Source organism: Phaeocystidibacter luteus (genome assembly GCF_008933115.1).
Lineage (GTDB): Bacteria > Bacteroidota > Bacteroidia > Flavobacteriales > Schleiferiaceae > Phaeocystidibacter > Phaeocystidibacter luteus.
On record NZ_WBVO01000001.1, the window covers coordinates 70725 to 84613 of the forward strand.

Consider the following 13889-nt stretch of genomic DNA (forward strand, 5'->3'; position numbering starts at 1 on the left):
CTATTATCTGATGTTCTTCTTTCTGTTTCTTTCGTAGTCTTCAAAGATGAAGGAGCCCAGTCCTTGCAATCCGGTGTAAAATGCCTTGCCCTTGTTTGCCTGGGTAAAGTCTTGAACGAATTGTTGCAAATACGGATCTTGAGCAATCATAAAGGTGGTGATGGGAATGTTGAGCCGTCTTGCTTGAGCGGCCATATTCAAGCATTTGCCAACGATGTAATCATCCAAGCCAAAGCTGTTCTTGTAATACGAACCATCACGCTCCTTTAAACAACTCGGTTTACCGTCTGTAATCATGAAAATCTGCTTGTTCGCATTTTTCTTCTTTCGGAGTATGTCCATCGCCAACTCCAGTCCGGCCACAGTATTCGTGTGATACGGTCCAACTTTGAGATAGGGGAGTTCACCGATGTCAATTGGCCATGCATCATCACCAAAAACGATGATATCGAGTGTATCTTTAGGATAGCGCGTCGTAATTAATTCGCTAAGCGCCATGGCCACCTTCTTGGCGGGCGTAATTCTATCCTCACCGTAGAGAATCATGGAGTGGGAGATGTCAATCATCAATACGGTTGACATCTGAGCTCGATAATGTGTGTCCTCTACCACAAGATCATCCTCGGTAAGTGATGAATCAAATCCACCTTGGTTCACCTGTGCGTTGCGCAGGCTTTCGGTCATGCTAATGCTCGATAGATCATCGCCAAACTGATACGGTCTATGATCGCCAGTTTTTTCATCTCCCTTGCCACTAAACGACGTCTTGTGGTTTCCTGAACCGGATTTCTTCAGTTTTCCAAAAATCTGCTCAAGTGCACCTTTACGAATGAGCCGCTCGGTTTTTGCCGTTATGCTCAATCCCGATCCGGTGCCTTCTCCGGAGCCTTCCCCCATATCACCTGGGTCGATTTCTTGTCGCAAAAAACCTTTCATTTTCAGGTCTTCGATGAAATCGTCGATGGTGTAATCGTCATCGGTGAGCTTATACTCTTTGTCGAGTTCTCTCAACCAATCGATGGCCTCGTCTACATCGCCGGAGGTGTGAGTAATCAACTCCTTGAAGATGTCGAGCAGCTTCTCAAAAGGCGACTTATTTTCTGGAATGTATTCTTTGAATCGCGTTGTGCGCATGTGGAATCAACAAACGGTTATTCTATTTGTTTCTGATGTTTTGACAGACGTATTACCAAGGTATTCCTTTCTGCGTGAATGAGTGTTGTACCTTGGTGTTCTTAACATCAATGAAATGGAAATAGCACGCATAGATTACGAAGGGAACCTCCATTGTAACGCCATTCACCTCAAATCGGGTAAGGAGATTGAAACGGATGCACCGACGGATAACAACGGTAAAGGGGAGGCATTTTCTCCAACCGATCTAATGTCCACCTCTCTCGGACTTTGTATGATTACAATCATGGGTATAAAGGCGAGAGATATGAATATTGATTTGGCCGGAACTTCGATAAGCGTTGGTAAGGTCATGGCTTCAAATCCACGAAGGGTGGCTGAAATCCACTTGAGAATTGAGGTGCCTACTGTTGTTTCTGCACGAGATAGGGACATCCTTGAGGCGGCAGGGAAGGCCTGTCCTGTGGCTAAGAGCCTTCATCCAGATGTGCTCCAGGCGGTTGAGTTTGAATGGGCTTCAGCCTAGTATTTCCTTCGCTAGGGGCATCACATTTTGTAGCTTTGCAAACCTAGAATTCACAAGATTACACACGTAAAAATCAGCATACATGAGCGATATCCGTAACCTCGAACCAAAGTCAGTATGGGGACATTTCGCAGATCTCAACGCCGTGCCGCGTCCATCAAAGAAAGAAGAGAAGGTCATTGCCTTCATGATGGAGTTCGGTAAGAGCCTCGGACTTGAAACTGAAAAGGACGAAGTTGGAAACGTGCTCATACGAAAGCCAGCATCAGCCGGAATGGAGGATCGCAGAACGGTTGTTATGCAATCGCATCTCGATATGGTTTGTCAGCAAAACGCCGGCACCAACCACGATTTTGAAACGGAGGGCATCGATATGTACATCGATGGTGATTGGGTGAAGGCTAAGGGTACCACACTTGGCGCCGATAACGGAATGGGTGTTGCATCCATCATGGCCATTCTTTCTAGTACTGATATTCCTCACCCTCCAATCGAAGCGATTTTTACTATTGATGAAGAAACGGGCATGACAGGAGCCCAAGAGCTTCGTCAGAATTGGCTGAAAGGCGATTTGCTTCTGAACCTCGATACAGAGGATGACGATGAGCTAACCATTGGCTGCGCTGGTGGTATTGATATCACCGGAAAGGCTTCCTACAATGAAGAGGCGACGGGTTCAGGAATGGTTGGTCGTAAGATTTCAGTACGAGGATTGAGCGGTGGTCACTCCGGAATGGATATCAACAAAGGATTGGGTAATGCCAATAAGATTATGAACCGCATTCTGCTTCATTTGAACGAAGTGGCAGATGTGCGTGTGGCGAGTATCGACGGTGGCTCGCTCCGCAATGCCATTCCACGTGAGTCGTTTGCGGACGTAGCGATTATCGCGACTGAGGAAGAAGTCGTTGCAAATGCTCTAAAATCTGTTACGGAAGAAATCGTGGCCGAGTATGCCACTACAGATCCAAATCTTGCTATCTCCTTCGAAGAAGCGGATATGCCTTCTTCCATTATGACGAAAGAGGCACAGACAGGTTTGACCAATGCTATTTACGCGATTCATTCAGGTATCCACAGAATGAGTCCGGATATTGCGGATCTCGTTCAAACTTCGAATAACCTAGCTCGCGTGAGCGTAGGGGGAGGTGAAATTGAAATTCTTTGCCTTACACGTAGCGCTGTAGATTCTGAGAAAATGGACATGGCGTACGGCATCCGTGCGGCGATGCAACTCTGCAGTGCTGAAGTTGAAATGACAGGTAGCTACCCTGGGTGGACGCCAGATCCAACATCGCCGATTTTGGAAACCATGAGAAACCTTTACACAGAAATGTTTGATGAGCAACCTAATGTTCTCGCTTGTCATGCTGGTTTGGAATGTGGCCTACTGGGTGACAGATACCCGGGAATGGAGATGATCAGCTTTGGTCCAAACATTCGCGGCGCGCACTCGCCGGATGAGAAGGTTCAAGTGTCTTCAGTACAAAAATACTGGGGCTTCTTACTCGAAACTTTGAAGAGAACCCCACAGGCTAAATAGTCGGATGAACTTTTCCATAACCCAGATGTTCTGACAGCATGCGTAAATACATCGCACTAGTATTACTCTTAATTAGCACATCTGTTATGGCTCAACTGGAGGTTGGAGATACAATTCCTTCATTCACTCTTGCTAATCAAAACGGCGAGCAAGTTTCAATTCAAGACTACCTAGGCAAAGGTCCCTTGGTTATTTATTTCTACCCGAAGGATGACACCCCTGGTTGTACTCGTGAAGCGTGCTCTTTTCGAGACAGTTACGAGGCATTTACGGATGCGGGAGCCGTTGTTTTTGGAGTGAGCTCAGATTCACCACAGCGACACAAGGAGTTTGCGGAGAAGTACCGCCTTCCGTTTGCGCTGCTTTCCGATACGAGCAATACGGTCAGAAAGCAGTTTGGTGTAAAGGGAGACCTCTTCGGATTGATTCCTGGGCGTGTGACTTTTGTTATAGATAGCAAGGGGATAGTTCGACACGTATTTGATAGTCAGACTAGAGCAGAGCGACACATCGACGAAAGTTTGGCCGCAATTGAACGAATTAAGGAAGACGAGTAGTACCTTGAACCTATGGAAATAGCCTTAATAGTTCTTGTCTTCATTGCCACATTCTTCTTCATGGAATTTGTGGCTTGGGCTGCGCACAAATATGTGATGCACGGATTTTTGTGGACGCTGCACAAAGATCATCACGTCAAGGAGCCGGGCTTCTTTGAAAAGAACGATGCGTTCTTCCTCATCTTCGCTATACCGAGCTGGTTATGCATTATGCTTGGCATGATTTACGGGGCTGATTTGGTCGTTTCAGCCGGCTTCGGGATTTTAGCTTATGGATTTGCGTATTTCCTTGTACATGAGGTTTTTATACATCAAAGGTTCAAGTGGTTGAGGAACACGGATAATATATATTTCCGAGCCGTTCGTCGCGCACACAAAATGCACCATAAACACCTCACAAAAGAAGATGGCGAGAGCTTCGGCATGCTCATATTTCCTCTGCGCTACCTTAAAGAGGAACGACGTAAATCGTCTGGCAAGCTCAGCAAAACTGCATAATGGAAACTCCCTATCTGTATCTGTATTTGATGGCTTTTACCATCGCGGTGCCACTCATCAGAAGTTTTGAATCGAGGGTAGCATACTACAAGTCCTTCAAAGCACTCTTTTCTGGAATTGCGCTTACCATGCTGGTCTTCATACCGTGGGATATTCTTTTCACGATAAATGGCTACTGGGGCTTTAATGACCTTTACCTATCTGGCATTAAGATATTTCACTTGCCGCTTGGAGAGTGGTTGTTCTTCATCTTTGTGCCGTTCAGCTGCATCTTTATATATCGAGTGCTGAATTACTTCTGGCCGAACGACTGGATTTCTCAAAAGCAATCGAACACAATCGTACAGTTCCTCACTTGGTTGAGTTTGGCGTTAGCCATCCTAAATTGGGGACACTGGTACACGTTCTCCGCTTTCGGCGTACTGGGGTTCTTATTAGGAATGCATGTTTACGTGTGGAATGTCGATTGGATGCCGAAGTTTCTACGCGCCTATGCGGTAATTCTCATTCCATTCTTGATGGTGAATGGTGTTCTGACAGGCACTGGTCTCGAAGAGGAGGTGGTTTGGTACAATGATGACCACAATTTGGGCTACAGAATACTGACTATCCCGTTTGAGGATGTCTTCTACGGAATGGCACTTATTCTGATGAATGTGACCTGGTACGAGTACTTTCGCGAGAAATGGAGTAACTAAGTACGCGCTAAGCGTTCGCCACAAAGGCGAATGCATTTCTGGCAAGATCTTGCCAATCTTCTTGAAACTCTTCAGGCACCTGAATCCAATCCTTCATAGGACGGCCTTTGCCCGACGGATCCCAATTGACCGAACCAGCGTATTTGTCCTTGAGCTGGTCCACTTCAACCTTGCCGAGTTTGAAAACCATTTCACCCTTGAAGAATGCGGCAAAAGCTTTGTTGCCTGGGGTTTTGAAACATGGTTTACCAAACATTTGTCCAGCTGTGGTGTCGAATTCATCGCTTAAAGCTCGACCAATATTTTGGAAATGGACTTCACTCATTTGTTTCCCATGTAGGTCTTTAGGTTCGCTAGCCCCTTCTCGAAGTCTTCGCGGACCGTCTTTTCAAATCCGCTCTTCATAAATCGTGCATAGAATGGAAGTTCCCCTTCGATACTCCAGGTTACTTTAGAGCCGGTTTCGATCTTGTCAATCTGAACGTGACTATCGAGCGCATCCAATCCTTGAAGCGAAATCATCAAATCGATTTCTGTGGGTTGGGATTTGGTGATTTCCATGCGTCCGCCTGGACCTTCCACCATCTTCCAATTCACCCAAGCACGCTCGCCTATAGATGGATCGGAAACGTGAATAGTAAGATTTGTGTCACGCGTGAGGTTCTGCGACCATTTTGTCCAGGTAGAGAGGTCGTTCATTTCAGCATAAATCTCATTTGGACTTTGTGTGAACTCTAATTCTGCAGAAGTAGAAAATCCGCCTGTGAGAGTGAGATTCCAAATAAGGAATGAAATCATCATCGCCGAAGTGACGAGCATTACGATTTTAAGCGTGCGCATATCTATAGTCTTGTGAGAGCAAAAGTAAGTGATTCAGGCTGAGATGACGAAGGAAACTAGCGGTTGAGATGTTCATTTCGGATTATTTTCTCTCTATCTTGGTGCTCCTTATTCAACTACAAATTTGCTATGAATTTTAAATGGATACTCCCACTTGCAATGGCCAGTGCGCTAACGGCCTGCGATTCGGGATCAGAAACAAATACTGAAGATACCATGAGCAGTGAAGATAACTTTGAATACAAAGTTGAACGATTTGCCGATATCGCCATTCTTCGTTACCAGGTAGAGGGTTTTGAGAAACTGACACCTAAGCAAAGAATGCTCGTGTACCACCTCAACGAGGCCGGTCTTTCTGGTAGAGACATCATTTACTCTACAAATTATCGTCACAACCTCGCCATTCGCGGCGCCCTAGAGGCAATCATTCGCAATTACGAAGGTGATCGAAATTCTTCGCAGTGGGAGTCTTTCCACACCTATGCTAAGCGCGTGTGGTTTGCAAGCGGTATTCATCACCACTATTCGAACGCGAAATTCGAGCCTGGCTTTTCAAGAGAGTATCTCGATGAATTGCTAGCGGCCACAAATCAATCACTTTCGGAGGAAGCGCTCAAGGCTATCTTCGATCCGGAGTATGACAAGAAGAAAGTTTCCAAGGACCCTGGTTCTGACGTGCTACTTGCTAGTGCGGTTAACTTTTATGATCCGGATATTACCGCTGCCGAAGCGAAAGCTTTCTATGCGGCTAAGGGTGAAACCATCGACTCGCTTCGTCCAATTTCATTGGGCCTAAACAGTAAGCTTGTTCGCCTGCCTGATGGGAGTCTTGAAGAACAAGTATATCATGTTGGAGGATTGTATTCTGAAGCTATTGAGCAAGTTGCGCATCATTTGAGTGAAGCTGCTAAATATGCGGAGAATGAAGCTCAAGCCAAGGCACTGCGTCTATTAGTAGAGTATTACAAAACGGGTGACTTAGAAACTTGGGATGCGTATAACGTGGCTTGGGTAGAGGCAACCGAGGGCGACATTGATTACATCAATGGATTTGTAGAAGTATACAACGACCCATTGGGGATGCGCGGCAGCTACGAAACCATCGTTCAAATTCGTGACTTCGAAGCATCTAAACGCATGGCGCGCGTGAGCGAAGAGGCGCAATGGTTCGAAGACAACTCACCGATCATGGATGAGCATAAGAAGAGCAATGTAGTAGGTATTACGTACAATATCGTGACGGTTGCTGGGGAGGCTGGAGACGCTTCGCCTTCAACGCCTATTGGCGTTAACCTTCCCAATGCAAACTGGATTCGTTCACAGCACGGGTCAAAATCTGTAAGCTTGGGTAACATTGAGCATGCGTACGAAAAGGCGAGCGGAACAGGCTTTGTCAACGAGTTCGCATTTAGTTCAGAAGAGCGCGAAAGAGCAATCAAATACGGAGACATCGCCGGTAAGCTTCACACTGCACTTCACGAAGTAATTGGCCACGCTAGTGGTCAGCTTAACCCTGGTGTTACCAAAGACAAACTCGAGAACTACGGTAGTACGATTGAAGAGGCGAGAGCCGACTTGGTGGCCTTGTATTATTTGATGGATGAGCATCTTATTGAAATGGGCTTGGTTGAGAGCCTAGAAGCAGGGAAGGCGGAGTATGACAACTACATCCGCAATGGCTTGATGATTCAACTACGTCGTTTGAACCCGGGTGAAGACATCGAGGAAGACCACATGAGAAACCGTCAGCTTGTTGCCTTGTGGGCGTATGAAATGGGTAAGGACGAAAACGTGATTGAGAAGAAGGTAGTCGATGGTAAAACCTATTTTGTAATCAACGATTACGCTAAGCTTCGTGAGCTGTTTGGGGCGCAACTTCGCGAGATTCAGCGAATCACCTCTGAAGGTGACTTTGCCGCAGCACAGGAATTGGTAGAGCAATACGGTGTGAAGGTTGACAGAGAGCTTCACGCTGAGGTTCTACGTCGTGCAGAAGCTTTGGACCAAGCTCCTTACAGTGGATTTGTGAATCCAATCCTAACTCCGGTTATGGAGAATGGTCAAATGGTTGATGTAGAACTCAACTATGCGGACGATTTCACAGAGCAAATGCTTTACTACTCAGAGAAGTATGGCTTTTTGAGCAAATAGGCTATTGACTCAAATAACATTGAGAAACCCTGTACGCTGAGGTGTGCAGGGTTTTTTGTTTTTGCAGCTGTGAGGTAGGGGAGGCCCAACTAACGGCACGTGCTAAAGCACTGTGCCTAGTACCCTCCCTTAAGTCCGCTTGTATCAGTATCACCTAAAGGTAGAATTCAAACAAAGCATCTTTCATCCAAAATGAACCTGCTAAAGCATGGTTCATTCTGCCGAAGCCAGTCCGTGAGTCCATGAGCGGGGAGGCCCGACCAACGGCACGTGCTAAAGCACCGTGCCTAGTGTCCTCCCTTCATTCCGTTCGAAACAAGATCACCTAAAGGTAGAATTCAAACAAAGCATCTTTCATCCAAAATGAACCAGCTAAAGCATGGTTCATTCTCCTGAAGCGAGTCCATGAGTCTATGAGCTGGAAGGCCCAACTAACGGCACGTGCTAAAGCACTGTGCCTAGTACCCTCGCTTCATTCCGTTCGAAACAAGATCACCTAAAAGCAGAATTCAATTGCAGCAAATTTCATCCAAAATGAACCTGCTAAAGCATGGTTCATTCTCCCGAAGCCAGTCCATAAGTCCATAAGTCTATAAGTCCATGAGTCAATCTCCTCTGCGAACTCTCTCCACCACGCCAACCTCATATTCTCTGCGAGAGAACTACCCCAAAAACAAAACCCCACACATTTCTCAATGCGCGGGGTTCTTTCTATCTAGGTTTCCTGAACTATGATGCTTTTACCTGTACGAGTGATTGAAGGGCTCCTACAATTCCCAAAGGGGAGTCCATTTTACTGATGTAAGTCGAAGCGCCGGCAAGTTCGATTTCCGCGATGGATTTGTCTTCGTCCTTGTAGAGCGACGACAGTACAATAATCGGAGTACTTGGATTGGCTGAGACGTTTCGAATGTGTGAGATGACCTCCATGCCGTTTTTGACAGGCATGTCGATGTCGGTAATGACCGCGTCAAACCCACCCTTATCGAACAAATCAATAGCCTCTTGACCATTGATTGCAGTCTCAAAGGTGTAGCCCTCTTTACTGAGAAGTATAGAGATTGCCTTTAGAAGAAAGACGTGATCATCTGCGATGAGAATGTGGCCCATTAACGTATAATACTCGTAGTTTCATTAACGAATGTCTGAAACTTACAGGCACACCGTTACTTCATTTCGATGAACGGTAGGGATAATTCGATAAATGGGAAGCTAGGCCTATAGGAGGTTCAAGCGATCCATCAGACCTTGACGGTTCGAGCGGCTGATAGGAATGACCTTCTGATCGATTACTAAAGAATTGTCCTCGATATCTACCACCTTGCTCAAATTCACAATGAACGATCTGTGAACCTTATAGAAGTCGTAGGTTGAGAGCTTCTCATCCACGGCGCGCATTGTGTTGTAGGTGATGAAGTTGCCAGAGTTGGTAACCACTTTCACGTAATCGCCCACATTTTCAATGAAGAGGATATCGGCAATCATGATCTTTACCAAACGGCCATCCGATTTTACAAAAATGTAATTCGGTTTTTCGCGCATTACCTTCGTTTCGGAGGCGCGCTTCATGGCTTTGGTTACACTCGCTTCGAACTTACCCGTGTTAATTGGCTTCTTCAGGAAGTCTGTAGCCTCAAACTGAAAGGCATCGAAAGCGTATTCCTTATTCGCAGTTGCGAAGATTACTTGCGGTAGTGCAGGGGAGTTTTCAAGCAGGTCCAGTCCACTTTCTCCTGGAAGTTCAACATCCAAGAAGATGAGATCGACATCATTAGACGTCATGAAATCTACGGCGTCCTCACTGTTTCCAAATGAGCCGATGAGCTCTATTCGGTCATCTTTACTGCAAAGATGTTCGATGTTTCTTTGAGCGAGGGGATCATCCTCAACAATGATTGTTCGTAATGTACTCACTGGTTCAGGTGTTGCTTGAGCTGAGCGGTTTCTTCCTTTAGCAATATAAGAGTTTCTTGTATCTCTTCAATAATGCTTTCAATTTCTGGCTTGGCTTGATCAAAATTAATCAATCCAACTTTGATGTCGCGCTCAATCTTGGTGCAAAATTCAGACAATGGTGAATTGCCTACCATCACAAAATTCGGTTTGATTTTGTGAAGTACTCTTCTGCAACCTTCTAAGTCACCTTTTGACAATGCCTCTTGCAACGTGCTGATTTCGAGTGGGATTTGTTCATTGAACAATTCGAACATGCTCAAAGCATAGCCCAAATCTCCCTCGTAGAAATCTTCTAATACGCTACTATCAAGTGCCGTCTTAAATGAATATTCTTTCTCCATGCGCTGGTCGATGCCACGAATATAGGCCTTTCATAACTTGTAGGAAATACCCTACATATTAAATATCCTTCACATTGACACTTGTCCTTTTCAGACCCTAAATTTGACCAAAATCTCTGAACTATGTTTGATCCTGAAGCTCTTTTTACACTCGACGCTCTCATTGCCTTTTTAACTCTCGCTTTTTTAGAGGTGGTTTTGGGAATCGATAACATCATCTTCATTTCCATTCTTTCCAACAAACTTCCCAAAGAGCAACGAGGAAGAGCGCGTACATTGGGTATCATTTTAGCTCTCGTTTTCCGCATCGCTATGTTGCTAGGTATTACGTGGATTGTTAAACTCACTGATCCACTTTGGGAAGCTGGTCCGATGTTTATCAATGAAATAAGTGGACGAGACCTCGTGCTTATTATTGGTGGCCTTTTCCTACTGGCCAAAAGCACCAGGGAGATACATAAGAAGGTTCGAACCGAAGAGCAGCATGAGCCAGGTCAAGTTGAAAAGACTGAAAAGCTGAGCCTTAGCAGTGTCATTATTCAAATCGCCATCCTAGATGTTGTCTTTAGTTTCGACTCAATTCTGACCGCAATAGGGATGACCCAGCAAATAGCAATTATGATTGCTGCCATCGTCGTGTCACTTGTGATTATGCTCGTTTTCGCGAAGAGAATTGCGAATTTCATTGAGAAGCATGTATCACTTCAGATTCTCGCGCTTAGTTTCCTAATCTTAATTGGAACTCTCTTGGTAACTGAAGGATTCGGCATGGAAGTCCCGAAAGGATACATCTACTTCGCCGTAGCTTACTCATTGGGAGTGGAGTTGTTGAACATGCGAGCCGATAAGAAGAAGGCGAAAAAAGCAGCGCTGAATCAAGAGGGAAACGCTTAATCTAGGAAACGAACAAGCGTGAAGTAGTCAGTGAGAACGGCCTTTACAGCCTTTACCTCATCCTCGCTCACTTCCAACATTTCTCGACTTTCGTTTAAAATTGAATACGATGCGGTGGTGTCCAAATGCTGATACCACCGCATTGCCGTTTCTATGTATGCATCTCTGTCCATTGAACCCTTGTCAATCTTTAGGGTGTCAGCACCGAGCACGAGATACCGGGTTGTGGTGGTGTCTGTGCCCATCGGACGAAGCATCAGAATGGCTTCATCTCGTTTCCAAAGGGTAATGATTTCTGGACGTAGTCCCGAAGCGATATCCACATCCCATTTCTTGTAGTCATAACGAACGATTCCTTGTTCAGGTTCTTCTGTTCGGTAGTACCAAAACGAGCGGATATTGTTGAAATGTAATCGACTGTCGGATGTCGTTTCAAAACTAAATTCCTCCAGTGATTTGAGTTTTGGCTGATGTGGGAACATGAAGGAAATGGCTAAAAGTATTAGCACAAAAGCCAGTACACCTTTTAAAAGTTTGCCCTCATTCATATTCATCAAAACAATAGTTCTACATGCTTGTTCTCTTGCCTTACCTTAGTGAACATGCAAGCCATTGTTATTGGATCAGGAGTCGCTGGTATTGCCACGGCTATCCGACTTTCCCTGAAGGGATATAAAGTTACTGTTTACGAGGCGAATAGCTATCCAGGCGGAAAGCTTACCGTATTCGAAAAAAACGGGTATCGCTTCGATGCTGGTCCATCGCTTTTTACTCTTCCCACCTTAGTAGAAGATGTTTTCCGAGATGCCGGCGAAAACCCGGAGGATCACTTTCAATATATCAAGAAAGATACGGCGTGCCATTACTTTTGGAAGGACGGGACCGAACTATTTGCGCTGGCAGAGCCTGCTAAGTTCGCTGAAAGCGTGGAGGAGGTATTGGGAGAGTCGAAGTATAAGGTAATGGAGCATCTCGACGATGTGCGCTTGCTTTACAACAAGACGAAAGGGCTCTTTCTAGAACGCAGCCTGCATAAAGTGGATACGTACCTATCCTCTGAAGTGTTATCCGCACTAGGCGTTGTTCATAAACTACACCTCACGGAGACCATGCACGAAGTAGCGGCGAAACGATTTAATTCGGATAAGCTCATCCAGCTGTTCGACCGCTTCGCGACCTACAACGGGTCGAGTCCATATAAAGCACCGGGAGTACTTGCCATGATCCCTCATTTAGAGCACAACATTGGCACTTTTCTTCCAAAAGGGGGAATGCATGATATCACTGAGTCACTAGTTTCACTTGCAAAGCGCCGAGGTGTAGCGTTTTCATTTGGACAAAAAGTGGAGGAGATACAGGTTGAGAATAAGGTAGCCACGGGAGTACGACTCGAAAATGGGGAAGTTCATACGGCAGACCTTGTTGTTTCCAACATGGATATTGTGCCAACCTATCGAAGACTCCTTCCGAATGAGCCCGCACCAGAGAAGACCCTCATGCAAGAAAGAAGCAGCAGTGCATTGATTTTCTATTGGGGAGTAAAGAGGGAATTTGACAAGCTCAATTTGCACAACATTCTCTTCTCGTCGGATTACAAGAAAGAGTTTGATGAGATTTTTAATCGACAGGTTCCTCCTTCGGATCCAACGATTTACATCAATATTACTTCTAAGGATGTACCCAATGATGCTCCGGACGGATGCGAGAATTGGTTTGTGATGGTCAACGTTCCATCCGACCAAGGCCAGAATTGGGAAGACCTCATTCCCAAAGTTCGTGAATCCGTGGTCAAGCGGGTGAATGCGCAGTTTAACGTAGATATGGATGCGCTCATCGAAGTTGAAGAACTCTTGACGCCTCAGTTGATTGAATCGAAGACATCTTCTTCTGGGGGAGCATTGTATGGGGCGAGTTCGAACGACCGATTCTCGGCGTTTCTTCGTCATCCCAACTTCTCACGCAAGCTGAAGAATTTATATTTCGTTGGAGGAAGCGTGCATCCAGGTGGAGGAATTCCATTGTGCTTATTATCCGCTAAAATTGTAGGTGAACTCGTGCCCGAAGCAACATGAAAAAATACTTCCCGCATATCCTAATCATCCTGCACACCGTGGGTGTGGTTGGTTTACAAACCGAATACAAAGATTGGTTCCTGGCACTGACGCCTGTCAACTTGATCATCACCTATGTTATTGCGCTCTTGTCCGTTGAGAAGAAGCTTGATGTCAAGTTCTGGATTGTGTTTGCACTAGCCTTCGTTGTAGGGTTCGGGGCGGAATGGATAGGTGTTCATACAGGGTATCTCTTTGGCGATTATGAGTATGGAGAGGGACTTGGACCAAAATGGCTCGACATTCCATTGGCAATTGGAATGAATTGGGCCTTGCTCATTCTTGTGACGCGAAGCTTGGCAAATCGCTGGGTTAAAAATGAATGGGGACAAACCTTCATCGCATCGATTCTAATGGTTGTATTAGACTTGTGGATGGAGCCGGTTGCTCCAACTTTGGACTATTGGGAATTTGTTGGAGGTGTAGCTCCAATGAAGAACTACCTTGGATGGTTTGTAGTCTCGTTTTTCATTCATGCTATTGCATCGTTCCTAGGAGCTTCAAAATGGAAGTGTGGAATGGACAAGGTCATTTACATCGTTCAATCTATCTTCTTTATCATCTTAGCTATTGCTAGTTTCCTTTAAACGAAAAGGCCAGCTTCGTTAGAAACTGGCCCTCTCAAAGGTTAGTTGACTTT

At 45.5% G+C, this 13889-nt stretch carries 16 protein-coding genes; 9 read left to right on the forward strand and 7 right to left on the reverse strand.

Going from position 1 to position 13889, the window contains the following annotated elements; translation table 11 throughout:
- Nucleotides 1-3: 3 nt before the first annotated feature.
- Nucleotides 4-1134: a vWA domain-containing protein gene (locus F8C67_RS00245; protein ID WP_151665774.1), complete on the reverse strand. Its 1131-nt coding sequence runs from the start codon at nt 1132-1134 to the stop codon at nt 4-6.
- 115 nt (nt 1135-1249) lie between these two features.
- Between F8C67_RS00245 and F8C67_RS00250 the strand changes: the two genes are divergently transcribed.
- The 5 genes from F8C67_RS00250 (at nt 1250) to F8C67_RS00270 (ending at nt 4956) form a co-directional block, all read left to right on the forward strand.
- Nucleotides 1250-1660, forward strand: a complete 411-nt coding sequence (locus F8C67_RS00250) for an OsmC family protein (RefSeq protein WP_151665775.1) — start codon at nt 1250-1252, stop codon at nt 1658-1660.
- Between the two features lie 82 nt (nt 1661-1742).
- The gene (locus tag F8C67_RS00255; protein ID WP_151665776.1) at nt 1743-3203 is read left to right on the forward strand and encodes an aminoacyl-histidine dipeptidase; all 1461 of its coding nucleotides are present in this window, start codon (nt 1743-1745) and stop codon (nt 3201-3203) included.
- 38 nt (nt 3204-3241) lie between these two features.
- A complete protein-coding gene (locus F8C67_RS00260; protein WP_223277488.1) occupies nt 3242-3760 on the forward strand; it encodes a peroxiredoxin in 519 nt (172 codons plus the stop codon).
- A 12-nt stretch (nt 3761-3772) separates the two neighbouring features.
- The gene (locus tag F8C67_RS00265; protein WP_151665777.1) at nt 3773-4258 is read left to right on the forward strand and encodes a sterol desaturase family protein; all 486 of its coding nucleotides are present in this window, start codon (nt 3773-3775) and stop codon (nt 4256-4258) included.
- Complete coding sequence (locus tag F8C67_RS00270; RefSeq protein WP_151665778.1) at nt 4258-4956, forward strand: lycopene cyclase domain-containing protein; 699 nt, start codon at nt 4258-4260, stop codon at nt 4954-4956. The genes F8C67_RS00265 and F8C67_RS00270 overlap by 1 nt, the downstream gene beginning before the upstream one ends.
- Before the next feature lie 7 nt (nt 4957-4963).
- Here F8C67_RS00270 and F8C67_RS00275 read toward each other — a convergent pair whose 3' ends face one another.
- Together F8C67_RS00275 and F8C67_RS00280 are read right to left on the reverse strand one after the other, a co-directional pair.
- The gene (locus tag F8C67_RS00275) at nt 4964-5281 is read right to left on the reverse strand and encodes a hypothetical protein (RefSeq protein ID WP_151665779.1); all 318 of its coding nucleotides are present in this window, start codon (nt 5279-5281) and stop codon (nt 4964-4966) included.
- A complete protein-coding gene (locus F8C67_RS00280; protein WP_151665780.1) occupies nt 5278-5796 on the reverse strand; it encodes an SRPBCC family protein in 519 nt (172 codons plus the stop codon). The genes F8C67_RS00275 and F8C67_RS00280 overlap by 4 nt, the downstream gene beginning before the upstream one ends.
- Before the next feature lie 129 nt (nt 5797-5925).
- Between F8C67_RS00280 and F8C67_RS00285 the strand changes: the two genes are divergently transcribed.
- Entirely contained in the window at nt 5926-7947 is a 2022-nt protein-coding gene (locus F8C67_RS00285) for a dipeptidyl-peptidase 3 family protein (RefSeq protein ID WP_151665781.1), read from the forward strand.
- Nucleotides 7948-8676: 729 nt separating this feature from the next.
- Here F8C67_RS00285 and F8C67_RS00290 read toward each other — a convergent pair.
- The 3 genes from F8C67_RS00290 to F8C67_RS00300 all read right to left on the reverse strand — a co-directional run bounded on the left by F8C67_RS00290 (nt 8677) and on the right by F8C67_RS00300 (nt 10244).
- Nucleotides 8677-9057, reverse strand: a complete 381-nt coding sequence (locus F8C67_RS00290; RefSeq protein ID WP_151665782.1) for a response regulator — start codon at nt 9055-9057, stop codon at nt 8677-8679.
- A 108-nt stretch (nt 9058-9165) separates the two neighbouring features.
- The gene (locus F8C67_RS00295; protein WP_151665783.1) at nt 9166-9861 is read right to left on the reverse strand and encodes a LytR/AlgR family response regulator transcription factor; all 696 of its coding nucleotides are present in this window, start codon (nt 9859-9861) and stop codon (nt 9166-9168) included.
- Nucleotides 9858-10244 (reverse strand): Hpt domain-containing protein, encoded by a 387-nt coding sequence (locus F8C67_RS00300; RefSeq protein ID WP_151665784.1) that lies wholly within the window; start codon nt 10242-10244, stop codon nt 9858-9860. The genes F8C67_RS00295 and F8C67_RS00300 overlap by 4 nt, the downstream gene beginning before the upstream one ends.
- Nucleotides 10245-10367: 123 nt before the next feature.
- Between F8C67_RS00300 and F8C67_RS00305 the strand changes: the two genes are divergently transcribed.
- Complete coding sequence (locus F8C67_RS00305; RefSeq protein ID WP_151665785.1) at nt 10368-11138, forward strand: TerC family protein; 771 nt, start codon at nt 10368-10370, stop codon at nt 11136-11138.
- Here the strand turns inward: F8C67_RS00305 and F8C67_RS00310 are convergent.
- The gene (locus F8C67_RS00310) at nt 11135-11692 is read right to left on the reverse strand and encodes a hypothetical protein (protein WP_170266299.1); all 558 of its coding nucleotides are present in this window, start codon (nt 11690-11692) and stop codon (nt 11135-11137) included. The two genes, F8C67_RS00305 and F8C67_RS00310, sit on opposite strands and share 4 nt — an antisense overlap.
- Before the next feature lie 48 nt (nt 11693-11740).
- Here F8C67_RS00310 and crtD point away from each other — a divergent pair, with 48 nt between their 5' ends.
- Both crtD and F8C67_RS00320 read left to right on the forward strand, forming a co-directional pair.
- Nucleotides 11741-13210, forward strand: coding sequence for a 1-hydroxycarotenoid 3,4-desaturase CrtD (gene crtD / locus F8C67_RS00315; RefSeq protein WP_151665787.1), 1470 nt, complete (start codon nt 11741-11743; stop codon nt 13208-13210).
- Nucleotides 13207-13836 carry a carotenoid biosynthesis protein gene (locus F8C67_RS00320; RefSeq protein ID WP_151665788.1) on the forward strand — a complete coding sequence of 210 codons (630 nt, stop codon included), beginning with the start codon at nt 13207-13209 and terminating at the stop codon, nt 13834-13836. Before crtD ends, F8C67_RS00320 begins: the two co-directional genes overlap by 4 nt.
- Nucleotides 13837-13889 lie beyond the last annotated feature (53 nt).

What these genes read in the sequence shown, in the direction of transcription:
- crtD (WP_151665787.1), top strand. Translation starts at nt 11,741, where the DNA reads ATGCAAGCCATTGTTATTGGATCAGGAGTCGCTGGTATTGCCACGGCT.
- F8C67_RS00245 (WP_151665774.1), bottom strand. Translation starts at nt 1,134, where the DNA reads ATGCGCACAACGCGATTCAAAGAATACATTCCAGAAAATAAGTCGCCT.
- F8C67_RS00300 (WP_151665784.1), bottom strand. Translation starts at nt 10,244, where the DNA reads ATGGAGAAAGAATATTCATTTAAGACGGCACTTGATAGTAGCGTATTA.
- F8C67_RS00275 (WP_151665779.1), bottom strand. Translation starts at nt 5,281, where the DNA reads ATGAGTGAAGTCCATTTCCAAAATATTGGTCGAGCTTTAAGCGATGAA.
- F8C67_RS00290 (WP_151665782.1), bottom strand. Translation starts at nt 9,057, where the DNA reads ATGGGCCACATTCTCATCGCAGATGATCACGTCTTTCTTCTAAAGGCA.
- F8C67_RS00255 (WP_151665776.1), top strand. Translation starts at nt 1,743, where the DNA reads ATGAGCGATATCCGTAACCTCGAACCAAAGTCAGTATGGGGACATTTC.
- F8C67_RS00320 (WP_151665788.1), top strand. Translation starts at nt 13,207, where the DNA reads ATGAAAAAATACTTCCCGCATATCCTAATCATCCTGCACACCGTGGGT.
- F8C67_RS00280 (WP_151665780.1), bottom strand. Translation starts at nt 5,796, where the DNA reads ATGCGCACGCTTAAAATCGTAATGCTCGTCACTTCGGCGATGATGATT.
- F8C67_RS00265 (WP_151665777.1), top strand. Translation starts at nt 3,773, where the DNA reads ATGGAAATAGCCTTAATAGTTCTTGTCTTCATTGCCACATTCTTCTTC.
- F8C67_RS00310 (WP_170266299.1), bottom strand. Translation starts at nt 11,692, where the DNA reads ATGAATATGAATGAGGGCAAACTTTTAAAAGGTGTACTGGCTTTTGTG.
- F8C67_RS00250 (WP_151665775.1), top strand. Translation starts at nt 1,250, where the DNA reads ATGGAAATAGCACGCATAGATTACGAAGGGAACCTCCATTGTAACGCC.
- F8C67_RS00260 (WP_223277488.1), top strand. Translation starts at nt 3,242, where the DNA reads ATGCGTAAATACATCGCACTAGTATTACTCTTAATTAGCACATCTGTT.
- F8C67_RS00270 (WP_151665778.1), top strand. Translation starts at nt 4,258, where the DNA reads ATGGAAACTCCCTATCTGTATCTGTATTTGATGGCTTTTACCATCGCG.
- F8C67_RS00305 (WP_151665785.1), top strand. Translation starts at nt 10,368, where the DNA reads ATGTTTGATCCTGAAGCTCTTTTTACACTCGACGCTCTCATTGCCTTT.
- F8C67_RS00285 (WP_151665781.1), top strand. Translation starts at nt 5,926, where the DNA reads ATGAATTTTAAATGGATACTCCCACTTGCAATGGCCAGTGCGCTAACG.